The sequence below is a fragment of the Micromonospora sp. CNZ286 genome, from assembly GCF_014207755.1.
Genome location: NZ_JACHIZ010000001.1, coordinates 6751612 through 6766559, shown reverse-complemented (window position 1 = coordinate 6766559; position 14948 = coordinate 6751612). Strand labels below are relative to the sequence as shown.

Below are 14948 nucleotides of genomic sequence, written 5' to 3'. Positions count from 1 at the left end.
CGGCCGGGCCACCCCGCCGGTCTGCCACACTGGCCCGCGTGACCGCCCAAGCCGACCCGGCAACCCCCGTCTCCCGCCGCTGGTCGGCACTCGACACCGCCGCCGGCGGCCTCGCCCTCGACCTGGGCCTCTACGCCGCCGCCACCGTCTTCGCCGCGATCACCGCCGCCACCTCCACCCTCCCGCCGCACCGCGCCTGGGGCGCCGTCGCCACCATCGGGTACGCGCTCGCCGCGCTCGCCGCTACCACCCAGCTGCTCGCCCGCCGCCGCGACCCCGGCACCCCCCTGGCCGGCCTGCCCGCACGCTGGACCGTCGCCGGTCTCACCTGGGCCGCCACCGCGCTGCTGCCGATCGTCACGCAGAGCGTCGAACGCGCCGGCGGACGTACCGACCGCGCCCAGGAGGAGGTGATCGTGGTCGAACACGCCGGAGCCCGCCTCGCCGAGCACGGCACCCCCTACCTCGGACCCGACGCCATCGCCGCCCTGCCCCCCGGCGAGCAACTCCTCGGCTACACCCCCTACCAGCCCGGTATGGCGCTGTTCGGGCTGCCCCGTGCCGCCGTCGACGCCTGGTGGACCGACTCCCGCGTCTGGTTCGCCGTGGTCACCGCGCTCACCCTCGTCGCCCTCGTCGCCACGCTGCGCGCAAGCGGCGGCCCGGGCGCACCCCGCCGCGACGCCGCCGTCCTGCGCGCCGTCCAGGCCGCCACAGTCCTGCCCGTCTGCGCGCTCACCCTCGCCACCGGCGGCGACGACCTCCCCGTACTCGCGCTCTGCCTGCTCGCCCTCGCGCTCGCCGCCGCCGGCCGACCCGGCCGGGCCGGCCTCGCGGTCGGCGCCGCCGGTGCCCTGAAGCTCTTCGCCTGGCCGGTCGCCGTCGTGCTGATCTGCTGGGCCGCCACCCGCCGGTCCGCGACCCGCACCGCCCTCGGCGCCATCGGCCTGCCCGTCCTCGCCCTGACCCCGGTACTCCTCGTCGACCGCGACGCCCTCGTCGAGAACGTGCTGCGCTTCCCGCTCGGCCACGGCCTCGTCACCAGCCCCGCCCAGTCGCCGTTCCCCGGGCACCTCATCGCCGAGACACTCCCGGCCGGCCGCGCCGTCGCCGCCGCGCTGCTCGTCGCCGCCGGAGGAGCCATCGCCGTCCGGCTGCTGCGCCGTCCGCCCCGCACCGCCGCCGCCACGGCCATCATCTGCGGGTACGGACTGCTCGCCGCGATCCTGCTGATGCCCTCCACCCGCTTCGGGTACCTGCTCTACCCGGCAGCCCTGCTCGTCCTCGCCCCCGCGCTGGCGCTCACCCGACCGGACGACAGGGCGGCATTCCCGGCAACCGCCCCGCGCGATCCGGCCGGAAGGCGTACACCTGAGGGATGACCACCTACCGCGACCGGGCCGAGGCGGGACGCGAACTCGCCGAACGACTCACCGACCTCGCCGGCCGGCCCGACGTCATCGTGCTCGGCCTGGTACGCGGCGGTGTACCCGTCGCCCGGGTGGTCGCCGACCGGCTCGGCGCACCACTGGACGTCCTCGTCGTCCGCAAGCTCGGCGTGCCCTGGGCACCCGAGGTCGCGTACGGCGCGCTCGGCCCCGGCGGCGTGCAGGTCCTCAACGAGATGGTCGCCGGCCGGATCAGCGAGAACGACAGGGCCCAGGTCCGCCGCCGCGAACAGGCCGAACTGGAACGCCGCGAACAGCGCTACCGCGGCGGCCGCCCACCGCTCGACCTCACCGGGCGCACCGCCGTCATCGTGGACGACGGACTCGCCACGGGCGCCACCGCCCGCGCCGCCGTCCAGGTCGCCCGCCACCTCGGCGCCGTCCGCGTCCTGGTCGCCGTCCCGGTCGGTTCCGAGCAGGCGTACGACATGCTCGCCGCCGACGCCGACACGGTCGTGAGCTGCCAACTCCCGCCCGACTTCGCCGCCGTAGGGGCGTACTACGAGGACTTCCACGAGGTCTCCGACGACGAGGTCACGCAGGCGCTGACCGCCACTGCGTGAAAACACCCGGTACCGTCGTTGTCATGCAGATGACCTGTCCCAAGTGCCGCGGAGAAATGCGCCAGTACGAGCGCAGCGGAGTAGTCATCGACCAGTGCGGCGAATGCCGGGGCATCTTCCTCGACCGCGGCGAGCTGGAAAAGCTGTTCGATGCCGAGGCCAACTGGAACCGGCAGCACGGCGGCGCCCCGCAGCAGCCCGCGCCGTCCGGTGCCGGCTACCCGCCACCTCCGCCGCCCCCGCCCGCCGCCGCGCCGCACCAGCCCGGCTACGGCGCCGTCCCCCCGCCCCCTCCGCCGCCGCCCGGCCACGGCTACGCGCAGCCCGCGTACGGCCACGGTCAGCAGCACCACGGCTACCACGGCCACTACCGGCGCAAGAAGAAGCACGGCTTCCTCGGCGAACTGTTCGACTGACCGCCGGCAACGCGCACGCCGGGCCGATGCACCGCACCGCATCGACCCGGCGCGCTCGTCGGCGTGCCGCGCCTGCCGCACCGTGGCAGGCTGCTCGGCATGAGCCCGATCCGGCAGCACGAGGCGCTGGCCCAGGCGTACGACGGCATCACCGCCGTCGTCACCCCGCTCGACGACGCCGGCCTGCAACGGCCCACCCGGTGCCGTGGCTGGGTCGTCGCCGACCTGCTCTTCCACGTGCTCTGCGACGCCCAGCGCGCACTCGTCGCCCTGGCCAGCCCCGCACCCGGACCGGCCGACGTGGACGACGTCAGCTACTGGCGCGCGTTCACCCCCGGCGACGACGACGTGAGCGCCGGGCACGCCTGGTGGGCACGCCGCTCCGCCGCCGCCTTCGACCGGCCCACAGGCGTGGTCCGCCTCTGGGCCGACACCGCGCCCGCCGCCGTCCGCGCGGCCACCGCGGCCGACCTCGACGGGTACGTGACGACACAGGGGCACGTGCTGCGCGTACCCCATCTGCTCGCCACCCTGACCACCGAGGCGGTCATCCATCACCTGGACCTGGTGGTGGACCTGCCGGACGCGCCGCGGCCGGCGGCGGACCCGACGCGGGTCGCGGTGACCACGATGGACGGCCTGCTCAGCGACGACGCGGTACGGCCGGCCGGCTGGGACGACCACGACTACCTGCTGAAGGCCGCCGGGCGGGTGCCGCTCACCGACCGGGACCGGCTGGAGCTGGGCGAGGCCGCCGGCTGGTTCCCGCTGCTCGGCTGACGTCGCTCAGACGATGGCCATGTCGACGAAGCGCGACAGGTGCAGCTGGGCCGCTACGGTGACCGTGTCGGTAGGACCATTTCTGTGCTTTGCAACAATAAAGTCTGCTTCGCCCGCTCGCGGCGACTCCTTGTCGTAGTAGTCGTCGCGGTGCAGAAGGATTACTACGTCTGCATCCTGTTCAATAGATCCAGATTCCCGCAAGTCGGACAATTGTGGTCGCTTGTCGGTGCGCTGCTCGGGGCCACGGTTCAGCTGACTCACCGCGATCACCGGGCATTCGACCTCCTTGGCCAGCAGCTTCAGGCCACGCGACAGGTCCGCGACCTCCTGCTGCCGGCTCTCGGTGCGCTTCGGCGAGGTCATCAGCTGGAGATAGTCGACGACGATCAGCTTCAGGTCGTGCTTCTGCTTGAGCCGCCGCGCCTTCGCCCGGATCTCCATGAGGTTCATGCTCGGCGTGTCGTCGACGAAGAGCGGCGCCTCGCTGATCTCACCCATGCAGCGGGCCAGCTTGGTCCAGTCGTCGTCGGAGAGCTGGCCACTGCGCAGGACGTGCAGCGGCACGCGCGCCTCGGCCGAGAGGAGTCGCATGACGATCTCGACCTTGCTCATTTCCAGCGAGAAGATCGCCGACGCCTGGTTGGCGCGGATAGCTGCATTTCGGGCGAAGTCCATACTTGCCGTGCTGTTGTGCGTCGGGATCATCGAGCGGCCCGCCAGATACAGATGGTCGGGATTGTCGACGGTCACACAGCGCACCGGAACGCTCGGCACCGGACGGACGTCCACGATGAACCGCGAGTGGGAGCGGACGTCCGAGGACGTCCGGCGCCGGGCCGCATGGGCGGTCCGCTTCCGGTCCAGCCGGAAGACCGTGTCCGGGGTGGAGAAGTTCAGCGTGTACGCGATCGACGATTCCTCGGTACGGCCGCGCACCTTGCGCTCGGTCATGGTGCACCGATAGCCCAGGCTGACGACGAGTTCCCGTACGCCGTCGATCAAGCGCCGCGAGGTGGACGTGTACTGCAGGTTCCCGGTCGGCGCCACCGTGCCGTCGGTGTCCATGAGACCGGCGAGCAACGCCCGGCGCTGGGTTTCGGAGGCGCGTAGATAGTCGTCCGGAATGTGCTTGTCGTAGGCCACCCCGACCCGGCGGAGCAGGGCCAGGAAGGAGCCGTTCCGCTCGTGGCACTCGGCGCAGCGGCGGGTTGCGGGGTTCTCCCACAGGGCACGGGTGGAGCCGCCGCAGTCGACGCAGGTGCGGTCCGCCGTCCTGGCCGGCGTGGGCAGATGCACGCTGTAGACCATGGGCCCACTCGGGCGCACCAGGAAGCCGTCCTGGGCCACGAGGTCGAGCATCTCCGCGTCCGCGGTGGTGAAGCGGCTGGCCCCGGTGTGCCCGTCGCCGAGCCACACCCCGAGGGTGTACGGCGGGACGGTCAGGTCGCGTTCCGGAAGTCGGAGCGGCGCGCAGTTCCGCACGGCGTGGTTGAGACGGCGGTCGGCCGTCTCGGTACGTAGCGTGGCCGCGATCTGCGCCGTCGTGACGATCCCGTCATGCTCGGCGCGGCTGCCGGCGTTCACCGGTCGTTCCGCGCGTGCACGGAGGCCGGAAATCAACGCGCCCACCGGGTAGCCCGGAGCCGTCCAGTTGCGTGTCTTGCCGGCCCAGGTCACCGGGCGGGCGACCCGGCCGTTGGAACCCACTGTCTGCGCCACCGTGTGAAGCACGTTGCGGAATTCCGGGCCGACCTGTTCCAGGGTTTCGGCGAGAGTGACCAGGCGGTGCGGTTCGGCGGATGCAGCCATCTCGGCCGCCCGTACCTTCGCCAACGCCGGCTCGGCCCAGTGGTGCCGCCGACGTGCCTCCGGCTGGCGTCGGCTGGCCCGGGTGGTGGTCTTCCACAGGTGCTCGGCGTCCGCCACGATGACGCTTCCGTCGGAGAACTCGACCTCGTAGCAGGGGCGGTCGTACATCACGTCGAAGACGTTGGTGATCGTCGTCGGGATGCCGTCCGCGGCGAGGAGCTGCTCGCCGACGCGCACCTCACCCATGGTGGTCCAGCCCTGTGGGGTGGGCAGCGGGGTGTCGAGTGCGAGCGCCTTACCGAGACCAGGCCGGCCGGCCACGATGATGAGCTGGCCGGCGTGCAGGCCGTTCAGCAGGCGGTCGAGGTCGGTGAACCCGGTCGGCACACCGGTCATCACCCCGCCCTGGGCGCCGACCGCCTCGATCTCGTCCAGCGTCGGCTGGAGCATGTCGGCCAGGACGGCGAAGTCCTCGCTGACGCGCTTCTCGGTGATCTCGTAGACGGCCTGCTGGGCGAGGTCGACGATGTCGTCGACGTCGCGGCTGCCGCTCGGGCCGGTGCCGTAGCCGAGCTGCACGATCCGGGTGCCGGCCTCGACCAGCCGGCGCAGCACCGCCCGTTCGCCGACGATCCGGGCGTAGTACGCGGCGTTCGCGGCGGTGGGCACGCTGGCGATCAGCGTGTGCAGGTAGGGGGCGCCGCCGATCCGGGCGAGGTCACCGGAGTCGGCGAGCGCGGCCGCCACGGTGATCGGGTCGGCGGGTTCGCCGCGACCGTAGATGTCCAGGATCGCGTCGAAGATGGTGGCGTGGACCGGACGGTAGAAGTCGTTTGTCTTCAGGATCTCCACGACGTCCGCGATGGCGTCCTTGGACAGCAGCATGCCGCCGAGTACGCACTGCTCGGCGGCGACGTCCTGGGGTGGTGTCTTCTCGAACGCAGATTCGCGCGGCGGCGGCTCGGGCGATGATCCCCCGGTCCGTTCCGCACGCGTCTCGTCGGTGACCGACACGGGTTCCCCCCTCGCTGCGTCGGATCGAGTCCAGCTGTATCGCCGGGGTATGACAACTCTCCGCCGACCCTCCGGTCGATCGGGGGTCATCGCCCGGCGGTCGGTGGACCACGATACGGAACCCGAGGTCAACCGCTCAACAAGGCCGGTGGATGAGCCTCGGGACAACCTGTGGACGCCTGGGGACAGGCATGTGCGCAGGGTGTGCACAGGGGTGTGGAAAAGTGATGGGGAATTCCGGGCTTATCGCCTCTGACCTGGGCTTTTTCTATCCCCACCCTGTGGACGGAAGATTTCCGGCCGAGCTTTGTCGTCGTTCGTCCCGTACTATCGCTGCGAAACGGCGACACCTGGGACAGCGGGTTTACTTTCGGGTTGAGAGAGGTCACGCTCCGGCCGTGAGACACCGGGACTGGGGAAGCGGGGAGGACAGCCCGCGCGAGCGACGGCCGAGCGGTTCCTGGGACGAGCCCGCCGGGCCGCGCCGGGTCGACTCGTACGCGCCGGAGGGCTACCGCACGGCGAGCCGGCGGCGGGCGATCGAGCGCGGCCAGGACGAGCCGGTGGAGACGTACCTTCCCCGTTGGGCGCTGGAGTCCGGGGTGAGTCGCGCGGACGGCGGCGGGCGGCATGCCGCGCCCGACGACGACGAGGTGGAGGCGCCGGCCTCAGGTGCCGGCCGGCGGGATCTGCGCGCGATCGGTGCGGGTCCGTTGTCGGACCACACCGCCGAGTGGACGATGGACGCCCCGCAGGAGCGGGGGTACGTGGGCAACCGGCGGGCGGACGAGGACGACGAGCCGGTGTCGGGGGCGGCGCCCCGGAGTCGCCCGCGCCGGGCGGCGACGCGCCGGCCGCAGGTGACCTGGTCCGGGCTGCCGGAGTCGGCGGGTACGAGCGAGGGGCCGGCCGGATCGGACGGTGAACGGCCGGCGGGTCGGCGTCGCCGGTCGGCGTCGGGTTCCTCCTGGCCGCCGCCGGCGGGGTCGGACTCCGCATGGTCGCGGCCGGCGGCCTCGGACGGCGCGTGGTCCCGCTCGGGGACGGATGCCGAGTGGCCGGCGGCGGCGTCGGACGCGGGCCGGCCGACGTCGCCGGCAGCGGAGTCGGAGCCGGCCTGGGGACGGGCGACGGCGTCCGAGTCGGAGCCGGCCTGGTCGCGGGCGACGCCATCGGAGTCGGCGCGGTCGCGGCCGGCGGCGGATCCGTGGCAGCGCCGCCGGAGCGTCGAGCGTGAGCCGGTGGAGCCGCCCGCCGTCGATCCGTGGGACGCGTCGGGCGTGCACGCCTGGGACCGGCCGGTGCCCGCGAGCCGCTGGGAGCGGGCGGAGAGCCGGTGGGATCGTACGGAGCACACGGGTGAGTGGGACCGGTTCACCGACACCGGTTTCCTGGAGCCGGTGCGGGACACCGACGACCGGTACGCGGAGGCCGATCCGTGGGACCGTTCGGCGCCGCCGGTGCGGGAGGGCTGGGCGTCGCCGGCGCGGGCCGAGGCGTTCTGGTCGGGCACCCGGCTCTCCGGTGACGACCCCCGGTGGATGGAGACACCGTCGACGGCTCCGCGTTCGCCCGCGGTGGCGTACTCGGCGCCGCGGCCGCGTACCGCGCCTCGTCGTCGCCCGGTGGAGCCGGCGGCGTCGACGTTGCGGCGGCGGGTGGAGACGATCGGCGGCGGTTCGTGGGGTCGCCGGCTGGAGGACGACCTGCTGGACCCGGATCCGGGTGGTCCGTTGCGACCGCTGGTCTACACGGCGGCCTGCTATCTGGTTCCGGCGGTGCTGCTCGTGGTCGGCCTGCTGTTCCTGAGCGGGCAGCCTCCGGCGGGGTGCGTCACGGACATCACCGGCGGTGGTTGTGACTCGCCGCGTGCGCACGCGCTGGAGTCGTTGGTGTCGGCGGCGCCGCGGTTCGGGCTGGCGATGGTGAGCAGTCTGGTGGTGGCGGTGCTGCTGCGGCAGGTCGGGACGACGTGGCGGTCGGCGACAGTGGCGCTGGCGGCCGCGGTGGTGGGTGGTGGGCTGTCCACCGTGGTGATCAGCGCGGTGACCGGCAATCCGCTCGGCTGAGCGGCGAAGATGCGGAAAGGCCCGCACCGGCGACCGGTGCGGGCCTTTCGCGTCGTGCTTCGGGTGTCAGCCCTTGACCACGTTCAGGTCGAACTTGGCGGTCACCTCGGGGTGCAGCCGGATGCTGACCGGGTAGGAGCCGAGCGCCTTGATGTGGCCGGGCAGCTCCAGCCGGCGGCGGTCCAGGGTCGGGCCGCCGGCGGCCTTGACGGCGTCGACGATCTCGGCCGGGGTGACCGAGCCGAAGAGCCGCCCGCCGTCGCCGGCGCGGGCCTTCAGGTTGACCTTCAGACCCTCGATCTGGGTCTTGACCTCGGTGGCGTGGCCCAGGTCGCGGATCTCGCGGGCCGAGCGGGCCCGCTTGATGACCGTGACCTGCTTCTCCGCGCCCTTGGTCCAGGCGATCGCGAAGCCCTGCGGCAGCAGGTAGTTACGGCCGAAGCCGTCCTTCACCTCGACGATGTCGCCCGGAGAGCCGAGGCCGGACACCTCCTGAGTGAGGATGATCTTCATGTCCGTGCCTCCTCTCAGCGGGTCGTGGCCGTGTACGGCAGGAGCGCCATCTCGCGGGCGTTCTTGACCGCACGGGCGATCTGCCGCTGCTGCTGCGAGGTCACGCCGGTCACCCGTCGAGCGCGGATCTTGCCGCGGTCGGAGATGAACTTGCGCAGCAGCGCGGTGTCCTTGTAATCGATGTAGGTGATCCCGTCCTTGTCGAGCGGGTTCACCTTCTTCTTCGGCTTGCGAAGGGCCGCAGCCTTAGCCATTGCTCGTGCTCCTGGTTTGCGATCGCGGGCGCTCGGCGCCATCAGAACGGAGGCTCCTCGTCGAAGTTGCCGCCCGAACCACCGCGGGAGGGGGCGGGGGCAGCAGAGGCCCAGGGGTCGTCGAAGTTGCCTCCGCCGCCGCCCTGGCCGCCACCACCACCGAAGCCGCCGCCACCGCCACCGGAGCGGGACATCTTCTGCACCTTCGCCGTGGCGTAGCGCAGCGACGGGCCGATCTCGTCGACCTCCAGCTCGATGACGGTGCGCTTCTCACCCTCGCGGGTCTCGTACGACCGCTGGCGCAGTCGGCCGGACACGATCACGCGAGCGCCGCGCTGCAGCGACTCGGCGACGTTCTCGGCGGCCTGGCGCCAGACCGTGCACGAGAGGAACAGCGGCTCGCCGTCCTTCCACTCGCCGGAGGCCTTGTCCATGAAGCGGGGCGTCGAAGCGACCCGGAACTTGGCGACCGCCGCGCCGGAGGGGGTGAATCGCAACTCGGGGTCATCGGTCAGGTTGCCGATGACCGTGATGGTGGTGTCTCCTGCCATGACCATCTCCTCGCGCACTCATCTTTGTGCCGTCAGGCTCTCAGAGCCGTACGACAGCGTGGATGAGGCTTGTGATCCGGACGTGCCGGGTCTAGATGCTCAGCGCATCTCCGGGCGGATGACCTTGGTGCGCAGCACCGACTCGTTGAGTCGGAGCTGACGGTCCAGCTCGCCAACGGCCTCCGGCGTCGCCTGGAGGTCGATGACGGCGTAGATGCCCTCGGCCTTCTTGTTGATCTCGTACGCGAGGCGCCGGCGGCCCCACACGTCGGTCTTCTCCACCGAGCCACCCGCGGTCCGGATCACGTTCAGGTACGTGTCGAGCGACGGGGCGACGGTGCGCTCCTCGAGGCTGGGGTCGAGGATCACCATGACTTCGTAATGACGCAAGACGTGCTCACCTCCTGTGGGCTAAGCGGCCACGGTCCTTCCGTGGCAGGAGGTCGTGCGTCGTTGCCCGCGCCGGTGCCGGGGGAACCCGGCCGGACACACGGACAACCGGACCAGGATAGCCGGTCCGGACGATCATGGCCGGGCCGGTGGTCCCGGTGTGCCGGGTGCGGCGACAGGGGCCCACCTCCGGCGAGCCGGCAGGTGGACCCCTGTCCACGGGACCGCGGGGCGTCCCGTCCGCATTCCTTGGGTGGGACCTGGGGAGGAACGACCACACCGATGAGGTTGGATCGAAGACGCCCCGCGGAGCTTTATCGTGTTGTCACCTGGTCTGACCATACAATGGCTCTCGTCACCACTTGGGGTAAATGGAGGAATTGGTCCTACTGCTGGCCTCCCGTACCGGGATGACGAGCGGATCCCGCCCCGCAGTGCCGGGCCGCACGGCGGGGCGTCCCGTTTCCGGGGGTCCACCCTCGCCCGTCCGTGCTGTGGACCACGTGCGGGCGGAGCGTCGACCATCGATCCCACCTCGGACAACGACCGCCGGGCCGGGTGGTGACGCGGCCGACCCGCCGGGCGCCTCCCGCGAGCGCGCCGACCGTCGCAGGCGCGACGTAGGCTGCCCTGCATGCGAATCGGAGCCCACGTCGACCCGACCGACCCGCTGGCCGAGGCGGCCGCCCGGCAGGCCGAGGCGGTCCAGTTCTTCCTGGCCGACCCGCAGGGCTGGAAGGCCCCGAAGCCGCGCGAGGACGCCGAGCGCCTGCGTTCCGCCGACGTCGACCTCTACGTGCACGCGCCGTACGTGATCAACGTGGCCACGCTCAACAACCGGATCCGCATCCCCAGCCGCAAGCTGCTGCTCGCCCACGCGTCCGCCGCGGCGGACGTCGGGGCCAGAGGGCTGATCGTGCACGGCGGCCACGTCAACGCCGGCCACGACGTCGCGGTCGGCTTCGACAACTGGCGCAAGACCTTCGCGTACGCGGCGGACTCCGGCGGCTTCCCGCTGCCGGTGCTGATCGAGAACACCGCCGGCGGTGACAACGCCTGCGCCCGGCACCTCGACTCGCTGGCCCGGCTCTGGGACGCGCTCGGCGACCACGAGGTCGGCTTCTGCCTGGACACCTGCCACGCGTACGCGGGCGGCGAGGAACTGCTGGGCCTGGTCGACCGGGTGAAGGCGATCACCGGCCGGATCGACCTGATCCACGCGAACAACTCCAAGGGCGCGTTCAACTCCGGCCAGGACCGGCACGACAACCTGACCGGCGGCACCATCGACCCGGAGCTGCTGGTGGCGGTGATCCGCGCGGCCGGCGCGCCGGTGATCGTGGAGACCCCCGGCGGCGTCGAGGGCCAGGCCGCCGACATCGCGTTCCTGCGCGGGCAGTTGGGCGCGGCGGCGTGACGACCGAGCAGTCCGGCACGACCGGCCGCCGGTCCGGCGCCGAGCCCCGTCCGGACGGCGACGGCGACCCGACCGCACCGGACCGGCCGGACGACGCGACCGGGACGGCCCCGCCCGGCGAGGGTGGGACCGCCGGGGGCGGATCCGGCACGGACGACACCGCCGGGAAGAAGGCCGAGGCCCGGGACGAGGCCGCCGCCGAGGGCGATGCCCACGACGCCCGGACGAACGGCGGCGACGGCGGAACCGCCGCCGACAAGGCCGACGCCGGAGACGAGAACACAACGGGTACGGCCGACGACAAGGCCGCCGATCCCTGGTCCGCGTTCGGGCCCGCGCCGGAGCCGGTGCTCGGCCGGGCCCGCCGGGCCGTCCGCGCGGTCGGCCGGTTCCTGGTGCACGAGTGGACGCTCGCCGCCGTCGCCGCACTGGCGCTGGCCGCGGCGATGACCTGGCCCACGTTGCGCTATCCGCGGCACACGCTGCCGCAGGACTACTGGGATCCGAGCCTGCAGGCGTGGCAGATGGCGTGGTCCGGCCACATCCTGCGGACCGACCCGGCGATGCTGTGGCACGCGAACACGTTCTATCCGGAGAACTGGAGCTTCGCGTTCTCCGACACGCTCCTCGGGTACGCCCCGGCCGGCCTGATCGGGGTCGGCCCGGAGCACGCCGTGCTGCGCTACAACATCATGTTCGTGCTGGCGCACGCGCTCGCCGCGTTCGGCGCGTACGTGCTGGCCCGGCAGCTCGGCGCGGGCCGCATCGGCGGCGCGGTGGCCGGGGCGAGCTTCGCCTACGCGCCGTGGCTGCTGGCCCAGGCGGGGCACCTGCACATCCTCTCCAACGGCGGCATCCCGCTGGCGCTGGCCATGCTGGCGCGGGGTCACGGCTGGTCGCTGCGGTACGGCTACCGGCCGCGCCGCCGGCACGCGGGCTGGGCGTTCGCCGGGTGGCTGGTGGCCGCGTGGCAGCTCAGCCTGGGGTTCGGTATCGGGCTGCCGTTCGCGTACATGCTGGCCGGGACCGTTCTGGTCGCGGTGGTGCTGTGGTTCGTGCGACGGCGCCGGGTGAAGCGTCCGTTCGGGCGGCGGCTGTTCCTGGCCGACGTGTTCGGCGGGCTCGCCTTCGCCGCGGTGGGCGCGGCGCTGGCGGTGCCGTACTTCAGGGTGGCCGAGCTGCACCCGAACGCGGAACGGACGCTCGGCGACATCGGGCTCTACTCGCCGCCGGCGAGCGGGTTCTTCACCGCGCCGGCCGAGTCCCGGGTCTGGGGCGGGCTGCACGAGGGCGCCCGTGCCGTGCTGCCCTGGCATCCGGAGATGACGCTGCTGCCGGGCTTCGTGCTCTACGCGCTCGCCGCCGGTGGTCTGTTCTTCTCGGTCTGGCGGGTCCGGCACCGGATCTTCCTGCTCGCCGGCGTGCTGGTGACGATGGCGCTGGCGATGGGCACCCGGTTCTTCGGCGGCCGGTTCACCTACGTGCCGTTGTTCGACTACGTGCCGGGCTGGAGCGGGCTGCGCACGCCGGGCCGGATGATGCTCTGGGCCACGCTGCTGCTGGGTCTGCTCGCGGCCGGCGCGGTCACCGCGTTCTGCATGCGGGTACGCGAGCTGGCCGCCGAGCGGGTGCCGCCGTGGCCGGGCCCGTGGCTGCGCCTGGCCACGCTGCTGCCGCTGGCGCTGGTGCTCGTGGAAGGGCTGAACGCCACGCCGCAGCCGGTGGTGCCGCGGCAGCCGGCGGCGATGCGGACTGTGGACGGCCCGATGCTGGTGCTGCCGAGCAGCCAGAACCTGGATCAGCCGGTGATGTTGTGGTCCACCGACCGGTTCCAGCCGATGGTCAACGGCGGCAGCGGTTTCACGCCGCGTTCGCAGGCTCAGATCCGCGAGGCGACAGTCAGCTTCCCGGACTACGCGAGCGTCGACTACCTGCGGCAGATCGGCGTGAAGAACGTGGTCGTGTTGCGCGACGAGCTGGAGGGCACCCCGTGGGAGGGGATGCTCGACCGGCCGGTCGACGCGCTGGGCGTGACCCGGGAGCAGGTCGGCGAGGCGGTCGTGTTCCGGCTGTAGACCGGAACACGACCGTCTCGGTCACACCGGAACGGGTTCGGCGGGCCGTTCGGCGGCGCGCGCCCGCCAGCGCTGATGCCAGGGCGCGTCGGGCGCGCCGTCGAGCACCCCGCCGTCCGGGTCGTCGGCGTAGGTGTGCCGGACGACGTCCAGTTCGGGCCGCATGATGTCCCGGATGACGAATCCGCAGAGCACCGCCACGGTGATCAGGCGCAGGCTCGACGCCAGCACGAAGACGCCCTCGGGGAAGACCGGCCGGGACATGGCCGTGCCGAGCAGTTCGCCGTAGAACGCGGCGAAGTAGCCGACCTCGGCGACCTGCCAGGCCAGGAACGCGCCCCAGCGCGGCCGGGCGAGCACCGCGAGCGGCAGCAGCCAGAGCACGAACTGCTGGGACCACACCTTGCTGAAGATGAGGAACGCGGCGACCACCAGGAAGGCGAGCTGGGCCAGCCGGGGGCGGCGCGGCGCCAGCAGCGCCAGCCCGGCCACGCCGAGGCAGGCCAGGCCGAAGAGCAGGTACGACAGCCAGTTGAGGGTGGGGATGTTCGCGTTGAGCCACTCGAAGGGCCCGAGCTGGCCGGGTGAGGACGGGCTGATCCGGCCGTCCAGGTAGCGGCCGATGTACCAGAGCGTGCCCCAGTCGATGGGGCGCGTGGTGTTCAGGTCGAAGAAGCGTTCCCAGTTCTCCCGGTACGGGATCGCCACCGGCAGGTTCACGGCCACGAGCGTCACCAGCGCGGTCGCCGTGGCGACGAGCCCGGCCAGCATTTTCCCGGCGCGCAACGCGAGGACCAGGATCGGGCCGAGGATGAACAGCGGCCACATCTTGGCCGCGCCGCCCAGTCCGATGAGGACGCCTGCTACTCCGGGCAGCAGCAGCGCGTACCGGTCGGGCCGGGCGCGCGCCCAGGCCAGCAGGCCGAACGCGGCCAGGCCGATGGCGAGCAGATCCCAGTTGACGGTGGCGGTGAGCACCAGCGCCGGGGAGAGCGCGAACAACGCGGCGTCCCAGGGTCGTCGTCGGCGCAGGCTGAGGATCACGGCGACGGTGGCGACCGCGAGCGCGCCGAGCACCAGCGCGTTCAGGTTGTAGAACCACTGGCCCTGGTTGATGGCGGGGTTGTCGGCGCCGAGGGCGTGCACCGGCAGGCCGAGCGCGCCCATGAAGTACCCGGTCAGCACCGGGTACTCCACCGGGTGGTCGGCGTAGGGCACCTTGCCCTCGTTGAGCCCTTCGGCGTAGTAGAGCGCCAGCACGTCGGTGTAGCACATCCGGGTGTACTGGACGTTGTTCTGCCAGGCGCCGTCCTGGCAGGGCGACTTCTGCACCCAGTGCAGGGCCAGCGTCAGGCACACCAGCGCCAGCACGATCCGGCCGGCGGTCCAGAACCGGCTCTCCCGGCCGGCGGGCCGGTCCAGGGCGGCGGCGTGGTCGCCGAGCGGCCCGCCGATCAGACCGGAGGCGCCCCGGACGAACCAGTCCGAGCGGGACGGGTGGTCCACCGTCTCTGCGGATCGTGGCGCCGCCTCGGACGCGCCGGGCTCATCGATGCCTGCGGGCGACTGGGTGCTCATGGAGAGGCATCCTGCCGTACACCGGGGGTCGCCGTCCCGTCGCGCGCGGAGAAATTCCGGTACGCGAA

Annotated in this window: 13 protein-coding genes; 7 read left to right on the top strand and 6 right to left on the bottom strand. The window is 72.4% G+C overall.

Going from position 1 to position 14948, the window contains the following annotated elements:
- The first annotated feature begins 38 nt into the window (after window positions 1-38).
- The 4 genes from FHX31_RS30485 to FHX31_RS30470 all read left to right on the top strand — a co-directional run bounded on the left by FHX31_RS30485 (window position 39) and on the right by FHX31_RS30470 (window position 3207).
- Window positions 39-1382, top strand: a complete 1344-nt coding sequence (locus FHX31_RS30485) for a glycosyltransferase 87 family protein (RefSeq protein WP_184977613.1) — start codon at window positions 39-41, stop codon at window positions 1380-1382.
- Window positions 1379-2011 carry a phosphoribosyltransferase gene (locus FHX31_RS30480; protein WP_013289349.1) on the top strand — a complete coding sequence of 211 codons (633 nt, stop codon included), beginning with the start codon at window positions 1379-1381 and terminating at the stop codon, window positions 2009-2011. Before FHX31_RS30485 ends, FHX31_RS30480 begins: the two co-directional genes overlap by 4 nt.
- 23 nt (window positions 2012-2034) lie before the next feature.
- The gene (locus tag FHX31_RS30475) at window positions 2035-2427 is read left to right on the top strand and encodes a TFIIB-type zinc ribbon-containing protein (RefSeq protein WP_013289350.1); all 393 of its coding nucleotides are present in this window, start codon (window positions 2035-2037) and stop codon (window positions 2425-2427) included.
- A 99-nt stretch (window positions 2428-2526) separates the two neighbouring features.
- Entirely contained in the window at window positions 2527-3207 is a 681-nt protein-coding gene (locus FHX31_RS30470) for a maleylpyruvate isomerase N-terminal domain-containing protein (protein ID WP_184977612.1), read from the top strand.
- A 6-nt stretch (window positions 3208-3213) separates the two neighbouring features.
- On the opposite strand, the gene dnaB is transcribed toward FHX31_RS30470, so the two are convergent.
- Window positions 3214-6033: a replicative DNA helicase gene (gene dnaB, locus FHX31_RS30465; RefSeq protein WP_184977611.1), complete on the bottom strand. Its 2820-nt coding sequence runs from the start codon at window positions 6031-6033 to the stop codon at window positions 3214-3216.
- A gap of 398 nt (window positions 6034-6431) precedes the next feature.
- Here dnaB and FHX31_RS30460 point away from each other — a divergent pair, with 398 nt between their 5' ends.
- Complete coding sequence (locus FHX31_RS30460; protein ID WP_091330527.1) at window positions 6432-8102, top strand: hypothetical protein; 1671 nt, start codon at window positions 6432-6434, stop codon at window positions 8100-8102.
- 66 nt (window positions 8103-8168) lie between these two features.
- Here FHX31_RS30460 and rplI read toward each other — a convergent pair whose 3' ends face one another.
- From rplI to rpsF, 4 genes are all read right to left on the bottom strand, one after another.
- Window positions 8169-8615: a 50S ribosomal protein L9 gene (rplI, locus tag FHX31_RS30455; protein ID WP_013289354.1), complete on the bottom strand. Its 447-nt coding sequence runs from the start codon at window positions 8613-8615 to the stop codon at window positions 8169-8171.
- A gap of 14 nt (window positions 8616-8629) precedes the next feature.
- A complete protein-coding gene (gene rpsR, locus FHX31_RS30450; protein WP_013289355.1) occupies window positions 8630-8869 on the bottom strand; it encodes a 30S ribosomal protein S18 in 240 nt (79 codons plus the stop codon).
- A 41-nt stretch (window positions 8870-8910) separates the two neighbouring features.
- The gene (locus FHX31_RS30445; RefSeq protein ID WP_018788497.1) at window positions 8911-9438 is read right to left on the bottom strand and encodes a single-stranded DNA-binding protein; all 528 of its coding nucleotides are present in this window, start codon (window positions 9436-9438) and stop codon (window positions 8911-8913) included.
- Between the two features lie 81 nt (window positions 9439-9519).
- On the bottom strand, window positions 9520-9810 hold the full coding sequence (rpsF, locus tag FHX31_RS30440) for a 30S ribosomal protein S6 (protein WP_013289357.1): 291 nt from the start codon (window positions 9808-9810) through the stop codon (window positions 9520-9522).
- A gap of 634 nt (window positions 9811-10444) precedes the next feature.
- Between rpsF and FHX31_RS30435 the strand changes: the two genes are divergently transcribed.
- Window positions 10445-11227, top strand: a complete 783-nt coding sequence (locus tag FHX31_RS30435; protein WP_013289358.1) for a deoxyribonuclease IV — start codon at window positions 10445-10447, stop codon at window positions 11225-11227.
- Window positions 11224-13302 carry a hypothetical protein gene (locus tag FHX31_RS30430; protein WP_091330526.1) on the top strand — a complete coding sequence of 693 codons (2079 nt, stop codon included), beginning with the start codon at window positions 11224-11226 and terminating at the stop codon, window positions 13300-13302. Before FHX31_RS30435 ends, FHX31_RS30430 begins: the two co-directional genes overlap by 4 nt.
- 21 nt (window positions 13303-13323) lie before the next feature.
- Here the strand turns inward: FHX31_RS30430 and FHX31_RS30425 are convergent, their stop codons facing one another.
- Window positions 13324-14880, bottom strand: coding sequence for a glycosyltransferase family 87 protein (locus FHX31_RS30425; protein WP_071097350.1), 1557 nt, complete (start codon window positions 14878-14880; stop codon window positions 13324-13326).
- Between the last annotated feature and the right edge of the window lie 68 nt (window positions 14881-14948).

What these genes read in the sequence shown, in the direction of transcription:
- rplI (WP_013289354.1), bottom strand. Translation starts at nt 8,615, where the DNA reads ATGAAGATCATCCTCACTCAGGAGGTGTCCGGCCTCGGCTCTCCGGGC.
- FHX31_RS30435 (WP_013289358.1), top strand. Translation starts at nt 10,445, where the DNA reads ATGCGAATCGGAGCCCACGTCGACCCGACCGACCCGCTGGCCGAGGCG.
- FHX31_RS30470 (WP_184977612.1), top strand. Translation starts at nt 2,527, where the DNA reads ATGAGCCCGATCCGGCAGCACGAGGCGCTGGCCCAGGCGTACGACGGC.
- rpsR (WP_013289355.1), bottom strand. Translation starts at nt 8,869, where the DNA reads ATGGCTAAGGCTGCGGCCCTTCGCAAGCCGAAGAAGAAGGTGAACCCG.
- FHX31_RS30425 (WP_071097350.1), bottom strand. Translation starts at nt 14,880, where the DNA reads ATGAGCACCCAGTCGCCCGCAGGCATCGATGAGCCCGGCGCGTCCGAG.
- FHX31_RS30480 (WP_013289349.1), top strand. Translation starts at nt 1,379, where the DNA reads ATGACCACCTACCGCGACCGGGCCGAGGCGGGACGCGAACTCGCCGAA.
- FHX31_RS30475 (WP_013289350.1), top strand. Translation starts at nt 2,035, where the DNA reads ATGCAGATGACCTGTCCCAAGTGCCGCGGAGAAATGCGCCAGTACGAG.